Below are 11,351 nucleotides of genomic sequence, written 5' to 3' on the forward strand. Positions count from 1 at the left end.
TCGGCCTTCACCGTGACCGTGCCGATCGCATGGCCTTCGTTCAGATAGGAGAAGCGCGCGGTGCCGCCCAAGCCATCGCCCGCTGCCGCGCCCGGCCCGTCGCTGCCGTTATTGCCGCCCGCCCCGCCAAGGCCCTCCGCCGAGATCAGAAGCGAAGGCGCGGTCAGCATGCCGCCTGCCAGCGTGACATCCGCGACGCCGCCTGTTCCACTGCCGCCGGAACCGGCGCGATAATTGCCGGGACCGTCGGAGCCCGTCTCCGCTCCATCGCCGCCCTGGCCCGATGCGCGGACGACGGCCGCGCCGCTGATCGTGACCTGCCCGCCGCTCCCGGCGGTCATCAGCAGACCCGCAGTACCGCCCGTGCCGGTTCCGCCATCCGCGCCGTCGGCCTGAAAGACCGGATAGCCCAGACCGCCCGTGCCGCTGGCATCGATGCCGAGCGTCGCCAGTTCCAGCGTGCCGCCCCGCGATTCGAGCAGTGCATTGCCGCCCAGGCCGGCACCGGCAATGGCTGCCGCCGACGACGGACCGTTCGCGCCGTCCGCTTCGCCGCCGGTGCCGTGAGCGCCCAGCGTCAGCGTGCCGATGGCCGCCGCGCCGCCGGAGATCAGGAAGCCGGCCGAGCCGCCCTGCCCGCTGCCCGCAAGGAACGCCGTAGTGCCCCCGCCTTCGCAGCTAAGGCAGTTCTCGCCCGCCGCACCGCCGAAGCCGCTCGCCTGCGCATCCAGGAGATCGGCGGTCAGGCTGCCGCCCGATATGTTGATATTGACCGTTCCGCCCGTGCCGTTGCCGGCATCGCCGCCATTGAAAGACATGCCGTCGCTGGAGGGCGCCGAGGCACCCTCCGCCGACAGGAACAGACTGCCGAAGCTGAGGTCGCCGGTGCCGGCAAGACCGAGGCGGCTTTCCACGAGGATGCCGCCGCCCAGCCCATCGCCCCCGCGACCGGCAACGCCGTCGGACGCCGCGCCGCCGCCCACGCCTTGGGCTTGCAGCGTCAGTTCGCCAGGCACCGAGAAATCGGCATCGCTGGCATGGAGCAGGATGGAACCGCCCGTTCCGTTCGATCCGTCGGCGCCCGCCGCGCCCCAGCCATCGGCCGAGACGCGGCAAAAATAGCTGGCGCAGTCGCTGAGCGAAAAACTGCCGCGCTGCCCGCCGGAAGCACTGGCGAACAGGGTCACGCCGCCGCCGGTGCCGCTCCCCGCCACGCCCGGCGCATCGCCTGCAAAGCCTCCGGCGCTGGCATAAAGCCCCGCCGCACCGAAGCTGCCGCCCGCCGCGCCGATGCTGATGGTCCCGCCAAAGGCGTCGGCCGTTCGGGGCGTCAGGAAGGTCGATCCCGGAAAAGCGGGGAAGCTGGACGCATTGGCGGTGGCGAACAGATCCTCCGCAATCGCGAAGCTGCCCCCGTCATGCGCGGAGATGTTGATCCGCCCGGCCCGCAGCGTGCCGCCAGACGCACCCCCGCCAAAGGCCCGCGCATCCGCATAGAGCGAAACGGATGTCAGGATATTGAGGTTGCCCGTGCCGCCGACGTCGATGTCGATCCCTGTGGCGCCAGGGATGGCCGCGCCATAGCTGCCGCCCTCCGTCGCATAGCCCGGCGCGGTGCTGGTGTCGGCGTTCAGGCTGGTCCATTCATGCGTGCCGCTGGAAATGGCGACACGGATGTCGCCGCCGGTCGCGTTGCCCGCCGCGCCCGTGCTGGCGATGCCGCCGGTCGCCTGCGCCTTGGCGCTGACGGTCCCGAGATCGAGGCCGCCTGTTATGAAGCTGCCGGACGTGCCGTTGAGCGCAACGCTGCCGCCAATGGCGCTGCCGCCAACGACCGGCGGCACCGAAACCTGGAAAGCCGTGCCCGCAGAGGCGTCAAGCGCCGTGCTGCCGAAGCGCAGGCTCCCTCCCTCGGCGCCGGAGGGACCGGCGGCGGTCAGCGCGGAGAGGGTGATCGCCCCACCCGTGGCATTGCCGGACCTGTCGCTGCCATAGCCCGCATAGCCCACGGCATTGGCGATCAGGCTGGCCGCCGCGATCGATCCGCCCGTGGCGATCAGGTCGATCGTCCCGCCAATCGCGTCCCCGCCGATCAGCGGCGGCGCGCTGACGCCCGCCTCGCCATCGCCGCTGGCGTTCAGCGTCAGGCTGCCGGTGACGTCGATCTGTCCGTTGGTCAGGGCCGCGCCGCTGCCGCCGAAGGCGAGCAGGTCGATGCGACCGCCCGTAGCGCCGCTTCCGGCGGTGAGGATCATGTCCCTGTCCGCGGCGATCGCGCCGGACTGATCGGCCCGCAGGGTGATGCCGCGTTCGGCGGACAGCGCGACATTTCCCAGGAAATGCGTTGTCGCGGCGGGACGTATGACGATGTCGCCGGTCGCCGTGCCGGTCAGGTCGTTCCGCCAGTCGCCCGATCCGATGCTGAAACCCGCCTCCACCGTCGCCGTGGCGTTGCGCGTGGTGATGAGGTTCCCGTCTACGTCATGGGCGATGTCGGAACCCGCCGAGAGCACAAGGGCGCTCCCGTCCGGGGTGACCGCCGTCGCTGGCGTGTAGCCGACATTGCCCGACAGCAGCATGGTGAGTGCGTTGTTCTTCGGCACCGCGACCATGAAGATGCGCTGCGGGTCGGTGCTGCCCGCCGATTCAGGGCCGTTCGTCGTGCCGCTGTGCACCACGCCATTGGCGTCCGTGGTGCCGGCCGTGATGGCGATGTCGAACAGGCCGTTGTTGATCCGGATGTCGGCCGCTTCGGCCCCGACATAGGCCGTCGATCCGCTGACCGTGACCGTGCCGCCCTGCACCACGCGCGGCGCGACCAGAGCGACATAGCTGCCGGCCGAAAGCGCGTTGATCTGCGCGCCCGGAAGCAGTTCGACGGACGATGTGCTGCCCGCCGGGCCTGCGAAGCGGATATTGTTCCTGTCGAGGCCGTTGCTGATGTCGATGGCGTTGGTGGTCAGCACCAGCGATCCGACGTTGAAGACGCTGTTCGCGCCCGCGATGATGCCGCCGGGCGAATAGAACCACACCGCTCCGCCGGTGCTTGGCGGGCTGCCGCTGACCTGGCTCTGCACCGTGCCGTTGAACGCGATCGCACGCGATACGGGCAGTCCGTTGCCGTCCAGCGGAAGGATGCGATTCAGCACCGTGAAGTCGCTGAACGAGCTGAACGTGACCGTGTTGCCCTGGGGCAGGAAGTCGATCGTGCCGGCACTGGCCGGTCCGCGATCGTCGGGCGTCCAGTCGATCACCGCCTGGGTCGAGTTCAGCGAGACGCTGTCCGTGCTCGGCGGGATATAGGCGTCGCCCGAAACTATGGATGGCGTGCCCTGAAAAGCCTTCTGGCCAATGGCGGCGCCGGCCCCGAGCCCGACCGCCAGCGCCACGGCGCTTGTGCGGCCCAGCAGGGTCCAGAGCGAGAATGTGCCATGCTTCGTGGTCATCAACGCCTCCACGGCAAGATTTGCGTGGTCAGGGAAAGGAGCAGCCGCGTGTCGCCCTTTTCGGTCTGGAAACCGGCCTTGCGCAGGGGGGTCGCCAGTGTCAGGTCGAGCCGGGCATGATTGTCCCACGTGGTGCGTAGGCCGCCGCCCGCCGAATAGAGCTTCTGCGGGTCGAGCCCGGCGAAATTGGCGCTGTGATGCCACATCCAGGCCGCGTCGAAGAAGATGAAGGGCTGGAACGCGATGGCGCCCGGCGCCCGCGGCGTGATCCGTCCGTAACGCAGCTCCGCCCCTATGCCGACGCCGCTGTCGCCGGTGATGATGCCGGGATCGTAGCCGCGTCCGACAGTGTAGTTGCCCGCGCTCATCTGCTCGTAGGAAAGGAGCACGTCCGGGCTATATTGCGCCCTTGGCGACAGGGTGAAGCTCAGTTTCGGGGTCGGCCGATATTCCGCCTGCACACTCGCCCGCAGCACGAATGCGGAAGGATCGCCGTCCAACTGGCTGATCGGCGTCCTTGGGAAAGCGCAGTTGACGAGAGCCGCGCCGCACGCATCGCTCGCGCCCAGCCCTTTCAGGCCCTGGCGCGCCTCCATCATGCCGCCCAGCCGCCATTTCGGCTCTATTCCCGAATAGCCGAGGGTGCTGACGATGCTGTCGGGATCGATCAGCTCGCCTTCCAGCCGCAGGAACAGCACGCGCAGCCGGTCGCGCGACAGCGGCACCTTGGGCGTGGCGGTGCCGAAGCGCAGGTCCTGGTTGACGATGTCCAGCCCGCCCGTCGCCAGCAGCGTATGCACCTGCCGCCGCGCCAGCGGATAGGCGAGCGCCGCCGTCGCGATCATCGTTTCGGACGATAGCGGTATGCCGTCGATCCCCGGCTTGCTCCAGGCATAGGTGAGGTCGCCCGACAGGCGCAGCCCGTCGTTGCCCAGCGCCATGCTGTGGCCGACCTGAAGCACCGTCTGCTCGCTCGGCTGGGCGGTGTTGAAGATGCTGAACAGCGTGCTGTCGCCCAGGCCGGTCATGTCGTTGAACCGCACGCGCGCCAGCCCGCCGAAGCGGCCGACCGCGTTGCTGCCGTAATTCTGGATGTTGACGTCCAGTTCGACGCGCTGGCGCACCACCTGCACCTCGCCCACCACTTCGCCGGGCGCCGTTCCCGCCGGGCGCAGCGCCAGCCGCACGTCATAGCCCGGCAGGTCGCGCGCCAGCAGCAGATGCCGTTCCGCATCGCGCACGTTGAACACCGGCTGGCCCTTCAGCGCCTCCATATGCGCGGCGATCAGCCTTTCGCCATTGCCGGCGTCGCCCCGCACCTCGATCGCCACCAGCCGCGCCATGAAGATGTCGAAGCGGACCGTGCCGCCCTTCTCGATACGCTGGGGCGGAACCTGCACCGCCGCCAGATAGCCCATTTGCCGCAGCATGGTCGCGGCCCGGTCGCGCACTTCGCAAAGGGTGGCGATGGGCACCTCGCGCCCCGCATATTCGCGCCAGCTATCCTCCAGCGCCGCCGGATCGACGACACGCAGCCCTTCGAAACGCACATCGGTAAAATCGACCGCCACGCCGGCGTAGCGCGGATCGGCGAGCGGACAGGGTGCGCGCTCGACGCCGCCCACGACCGTCAGGCGGCTGCCCTGCGCGGACGCCTCCCCTGTCAGTTGCCCGCGCGTCAATTCCTCGCGCGTCGGTGCGCGCGGCGCGACCTGCGCCGTCGCCGCCACGGGCAGCAGCATCGCCAGCGCCATGGCCGCCGAACCTCCCAAAGCGGAAGCCCGCATGTGCCCCTTCTTCCCCATAGACGTCCCCAAAGCGTCAAAGGCAGCCCTTTCCCTCATGGCTGCCCCACCCCTGTTTTCAGGCGCAGGCTTTTTGCCCGTCACCCCTTTCCCGCGACCAGCGCGTTTCCCAGGCAGGCGAAACCTGCCGACCCGGAAAACGCTGCGAAGCTAATCTGGAGCAGCCGAACCGATGCCACCGGACCGGACTGCGCTCCAGCCGCCGGTTAACAGCGGCCGCGCCCCGCGACAATCAATTCCGCGCAGCGCCGTCCGACAGCGCCGCCGTCTCCACCAGCAGGTCGAGCTGCGCCGTGCATTGATGCGCGATCAGGCCCGATGCCATGCCGTCCAGCCCCGAAGATGCAGGATCGAGCAGTGCGAAGCGGACATCGGCGGCGCGGGAACCGTCGATCAGGCGATAGGCCGCGCCGTCCCGCACCGGCGCGGCGACCGGCCAGGGGGCGACCGATTCGCCCGCCCCGAAACTCGCCGTCGCCTGCACGCCCTCGCCGCTGATGCGCACGGTCGCGGGCCTTGCCGCATCCACGCGCCACAGGCGCACGGCGGCGGGATCGGCGATGCAGAGCGTTCCGGACTGCGCGATGTCCACCATCCAGAGATTGGGCCGACGGGGCGGCGTGGCCGGCGCTTCACCGAGGCCGCCGCGCACCGCCCCGGTTCGCGCCCGCCGCACCCGCTTCGTATCCAGCAGGGCGGAGAGCATCACGCCATTGGCCGGCGCTGCGCTGGCGGCGGCGGCCGCATGGAAGCTTCCCGGCCCGCGCAGCGTCCGCGTGCCCCTTGCGTCCAGCAGCGTCACCACATCGCCCGCCTTCAGCACCAGCGACCCGCCATCGGCCAGCTTGCTTCCCGGCCTGTAGGTCGCGGCCGATGGACCGGTAGCGCGGACCACCATGGTCTCCGCCGCGGCCTGCGCACCCAGCCCGGCGGCGACACATCCGGCCAATGCGCATTGTACGGCAAGCTTACCCCAGACCATAGCTTCCTCCTTCCCCGACATATTCATAACGATATAGCAGATTGGCGATGGCCGCATCATCCGGATGATGGTTAACCATCGCCTTGAGACGTTCTCGCGCGGCGCTTTGCGCTACGGCATCCTCGCCGTCCAACGCCGCCAGTATCTCGGCCAACGCCGCCCGGTCCTCCACCGGAAATTCAGGCGCGGGCTCGAACAGGTCGACGGGGGTCGAGCGTCCGCGCAGCCGCACCCGTCCCATCGGCCGCCACCAGTCCAGCCCCGACAGCAGCATCGCGTCCCGGCTTACCAGCACAGTGGTTTCCAGCGCCTTGTTCGCCGCTTCCAGCCGGGACGCCGTGTTCATGCTGTCGCCCAGCGCAGTATATTGGATGCGCCCCTCACCCCCGAAATTGCCGACGATCGCTTCGCCATGGTGCAGCCCGACGCGGGTTCGCCCGATCGGCGGCACGCCCGGCGGCAGATCGCGGCGAAAAGCCTCCCCCGCCTGCCACATCGCATAGGCGGCGAGCGCGGCGTTGCGCCCGTCGTCGGGCCGCGCGATGGGCGCGCCCCAAAAGGCCACCACCGCGTCGCCGACGAATTTGTCTATGGTCCCGCCATGGGCCAGCACCACGTCGCTCAGCATGTCGAGATAGCGGTTCAGCAATTGGGCGACCATTTCCGGCGCGATGGCGTGGCTAAGCTTGGTGAAGCCCTCCAGATCGGTGAACAGGGTGAAAATCTGCCGCTTTTCACCATGCAGCGCCAGCTTCTCCGGCTCCGCCAATATCTGCGCGGCGATGTCGCGGGGCAGATATTTGCCGAGCGCAGCCTGGGCGAAGCGCCGCTGTTGCGAGGTGACGGCCCGCGCCGCCACTCCGATGGCGGTGAAGGCCAGCACCCATCCCAGCACCCAGCCGACGGCCGGCAGTCCCTTGGTGTCCCACCCCCGCGCCTGCAACCAGAGCGGCACACCCGCAATCGCTCCCGCCTGCACCCCCAGCGCGGGAACCAGCGCGAACCAGCGCAATTCCGCCAGGCTGGTGAGCCCCGCCGCACAGATCACCAGCAGCGCGGCCGCCCAGCGCCACCCCTCCGGCACCGCGACCAAGCGCGCGCCATCCAGCAATTGCGCCAACATCGTCGCATGCACTTCCAGCCCGATCATGGTCGACCGGGCTTGCCGCCCCGACAATGGCGTCTCGAACTGGTCGATGTCGACGATGTCGCCGCCGATCAGCACATGCCGTCCACGCACCATGGCGGCGAGCGCCGGGGCCATGGCGGGATCGGCCAGGGTGTCGATCTGGAGGCTGGGGATCACCGGCTCCTCCGATCCGTCCGCCTGCCTGACCGGCAAACGGAATCGGATCGCGCCGCGATAGTCGCGAAAGGATGGCGAGGGCTGCATCGCCAGCGTCAGCAGGGGCGGTTGGCCCGGCGTGGGAACGGGCCAGCTTCGCGCCACATTGTCGGCATCGGTCTCCAGCCGGATGCTGGCCGGGCGGACTTTCGCCGTCCGCGCCGCCCGCACGAAGCGATCCAGAAATTGCTGTTGCTCGAAGATGATCTGTTCCTGATTGTCGCCCAGATTGGCGTAGCCCAGCCAGACAGGCGTGTGCATAGACCGCAGGACGGAAAGCAGTTCGCCATCCTCGTCCTGCGGCTGGTCGAACAGGATGTCGATGCCGATCGATTTGGCCCCCATGGCATCCATGTTGCGGAGCGCCCGCGCCAGCAGACCCCGGTCCAGCGGCGACCGCTTGCGCGTGGCGATCAGCGTCTGGTCGTCATAGACCACCATCAGGATGCGCTGGTCCTGCGCGACCCGCGGTGCGAAGGTGGCGGCTCGCCAGTCGTAAAGGCCCCTTTCCGCGTCGGCGGTCGGTATTTCCCGCGCCGCGCCGCTGCCGAGCGGCCTGTTCCAGTCCCAACCGGCCAGGAACAGCGCCAGCAGCAGCAGCGCGCCGGTCGCCACCAACCGCCAGCGGCCCGTGTCCCGCACCAGTCGCGCACCGCGGCGCAGCAGGCCCCGCGTCGGCATGGCGATCAGCGGCGCGCGATCAGCGGACGCGCGCCGTCACCGATGATGGCAAAGCCGGACCAGTAGAAAGGATGCGACGTCTCCGGATCGTCCATCAGCCTGATCTGCGCCGCCCGCAGCGCGTCGGCCACAGGCTGGTCCGCCCCGGCCGCGAACAGGCCGCCCATCAGCCTTTCGGTCGCGCGATAATCCTCTGGCGCCGGCCAGTGGCTGGCGATGACGGCGCGGCTCCCCGCGCCGATGAAGGCGCGCACCAGCCCGTCCAGCGCCCCGCCGCCGCCGGAAAGTCCGGCCGCCCGCGTCGTTTCCACCCCCGCCGCGCCCGCCGTGTCGCAAGCGGACAGGACGACCAGATCGGCATTCAGCCGCAGGTCGAAAATTTCGCTGAACTGCAACAGCCCGTCCGATTTGCCGTCCGGCGCGAAACTGGTGAGCAGGGCGGGCCGGGCCGGGCATCCCGGATGGGGCGGCGTCACCAGCCCATGGGTCGCGAAGTGCAGGATGCGAAAGCGGTCGAGATCGTCGCGCGCCATCACCGCTTCGTCAGTGAAGGCCGCGCCGGTGATCAGTTCGCTGCCCTGCCCGCCAATGGCCTGCGCCGCTTCCCGCAGCTCGGTGGCCGGAATCGGCCGGTTCCACTGCTGTGGCGACCAACCGCAATCGTCGCCCGTCCCGTTGGACAGGCTCCCGCGGCTGGAGGCGGCCAGCACCGGCCCTGCCAGCGGCGCATTGTCGCCAAAGCCGATATAGTTCCGCGCCGCGCCGGAGGGCGCAGCCGCCCGCGCATCGCGAAAGGCGCGGGCCGACAGGGCCGTGCTCACCGCATGGTCGCGCCCCAGCCAGTCGACGCCGCGAAAGTCGAACTCGTCGCCCCCCTGGGCCACCCGCGCTTCATAGGCATCGACCCCCGCCTGCCCCGCGACCAGCAGATTGACCGGCAGTTGCAGCATCGCTCCGTCCGGTTCGAAGATCAGGTGCCGCGCCGCCGCCAGCCGCTGCTCCACCGGCCCGAACAGGTCGAGATAGAGGCTGCGCGCCACCGGCAGGTCCAGCGCATAGGTGGTCTGTGCGCCGTTCACGTCGATGGAGATCGTCTCGCGCAGCGCCGCCACCTTGCGAGCCACGTCCGTCGCGCTTGCCGTGAGCCGGTATCCGGTTGCCCCCGCGCCGTCGATCCACAGTGCGTAGAGCGCGTCGCCCAGTTGCGCCAGCTTGTAATAGCCCTCCCCAGGCTTCAGCGTCGCCTGCATTTCGGCCAGCGTCAGCCCCTGCGGGCTGAGGGCGCGATATTGGGGATAAGCCGCCAGCGCGGACAGCGTATTGGCCTGATCGGCCGCGAGTTGGTCGATGTCGGCCTGCGCCCGCGCCATGTCGGGCAGCAGCGCCTCCTGCCGCTCCGCCGCCTGCCGCAATTGCGCAAGCGCGATCCGTCCGCGCTCTATGTCGCGCGAGAGGGAGACCGACTGCCGGAACAGCCGCGCCGCCTCTCCATCCCCGGCGGACAGCTCGCGGCTCAATTGCTCCAGCGTATCGGCAGCGCCGGGCCGCAGCAGCATCTGCGACGCCGCGAACAGATCGGCGGTCAGTTCCGGTCGCGTGGGAATTTCCCGCGTCAACAGGTTGAAATAAGGCTGCAGCTGGTTCGCCATGCCGGTCAGCGTGGCGCGATTCTCCATGGTGGAGGCGACGATGCCGCGATAGATTGTCAGCGCATCCTCATTGCGGCCACGCCGGATGAGGAACGCCCCCAGCCGCGCCCTTGCGCCGTTCAGCGCCACCGTTTCGGGATATTGCGCGCCCAGCAGGGTCAGCGCCTGATTCAGCTGACGCTCAGCCTGCCCATAATCCCCCTGCGCTTCGTAGGTCAGTGCGATCTCGCCCAGAAGCTGGGCGCGCAGGCGCGTGATCGACGTGACCCGCCCGTCGCGGATCGCAACCGCGCGCTCCATCGCCTTCGACAGCACGTCCCGAGCCGGTCCCGGCTGGCCCGACAGGCGCAGGATCGTGCCGCGCAACTGCTGCGCCTGCGCGTCGATGATCGCCGCCCGCTCGACCGGGGTCAGCCTATTGTCCTGCCGCACGCCCAGCGCGCGGGCCTGCGTCGCCCCGCTGCTCATTTCGGCGGCTACCTCGGCCGGCACGGAAACCCCGCCGTCTCCGTCTGCCGCCACGGTCGCAACGCTGCCAGCCAGGGGACGGTCCAGTATCGCCAACGCGCCGGCCGTATCCTGCCGGTTAATATGGTGCATGGCCTCGAAATTGCGGCGCAGGCGGACTTGCACCGCATCGGCGGTCGTGATCCCGCGGGCTTCCGCGAAGGCCGCGTCGGCCTGATCGAACAGCCCCAGATTGGACAATTGCAGGCCGCGATTGACCAGATATTCATGCGCCCGGTTCGCCCGCTCCGCCGGCGTCAGCTTCGCCGCATCGGGATCGCGCGCCAGCCGGTCGGTCAGGCTGTCGAAAAACTCCGCCGCTTCGGCATAATTGCCCGAGGCATTGCGCCGGTAGCCCTCGGCCAGCACGGTCTGCGGGTCCAGCGTCGCGGCCTGCAAGCGGGCGTAACCCGCATCGTTCGTTCCCACCGTCGCAATGTCGACCTTGCCGGGCACGATCCGCCCTGCCATGACGGAGCGCAGCCCCAGGTCCAGGGCGCTTGCATAGGCCGCATAACCCTGGGCGACATAGACTGTCTTGCCGCGCTCGACAGTCAATATGCGATAGGTGCCGACCGCGCCCGTGCAGTTGCGCATGAGCGCCCCCCCCATGCCGGGCAGGCTGACGCCGCCGGGCGCATTGCACTCGACCGCCATCTTGCGCGACGACGCCAGCCGGTCCAGCAAGCTTGCGTCCCCATCGCCCGCACCCCGCCGCAGCGCATATATCTGTCCCACCGGGCGCGCAGCATCCCGGCACACCAGCGTCCATACGCGATCGAACATGGTTCGCGCCGCGGGATCGCCGGTGGCGCTCTGCGCCTGGCACAGCGCGCCGCCCTCGCTGCCGATGCGGAAGCTGTCCCTCAACAGCGGACGGTCGCCCGCTGCCTGGGCATGTGCCGCCACAGACAGACTCAAGGCGGCCCACATGGC

General features: G+C 69.4%; 5 protein-coding genes. All 5 read right to left on the reverse strand.

Annotated elements, in window-relative coordinates; translation table 11 throughout:
- Positions 1–3,446: beta strand repeat-containing protein (locus tag K7W03_RS13590; protein WP_413469335.1), on the reverse strand; the 3,446-nt coding region annotated here is incomplete at its 3' end.
- The gene (locus tag K7W03_RS13595; protein WP_226870142.1) at positions 3,446–5,233 is read right to left on the reverse strand and encodes a ShlB/FhaC/HecB family hemolysin secretion/activation protein; all 1,788 of its coding nucleotides are present in this window, start codon (positions 5,231–5,233) and stop codon (positions 3,446–3,448) included. The genes K7W03_RS13590 and K7W03_RS13595, both read right to left, overlap by 1 nt.
- A 250-nt stretch (positions 5,234–5,483) precedes the next feature.
- Positions 5,484–6,233, reverse strand: coding sequence for a hypothetical protein (locus K7W03_RS13600; RefSeq protein ID WP_103001749.1), 750 nt, complete (start codon positions 6,231–6,233; stop codon positions 5,484–5,486).
- Positions 6,220–8,259 (reverse strand): adenylate/guanylate cyclase domain-containing protein, encoded by a 2,040-nt coding sequence (locus K7W03_RS13605; RefSeq protein ID WP_103001748.1) that lies wholly within the window; start codon positions 8,257–8,259, stop codon positions 6,220–6,222. Before K7W03_RS13605 ends, K7W03_RS13600 begins: the two co-directional genes overlap by 14 nt.
- A gap of 5 nt (positions 8,260–8,264) precedes the next feature.
- Positions 8,265–11,336 carry a CHAT domain-containing protein gene (locus tag K7W03_RS13610; protein WP_103001753.1) on the reverse strand — a complete coding sequence of 1,024 codons (3,072 nt, stop codon included), beginning with the start codon at positions 11,334–11,336 and terminating at the stop codon, positions 8,265–8,267.
- Positions 11,337–11,351 lie beyond the last annotated feature (15 nt).

The sequence above is a fragment of the Sphingobium sp. PNB genome (assembly GCF_019873065.1).
GTDB classification, from domain to species: domain Bacteria; phylum Pseudomonadota; class Alphaproteobacteria; order Sphingomonadales; family Sphingomonadaceae; genus Sphingobium; species Sphingobium fuliginis.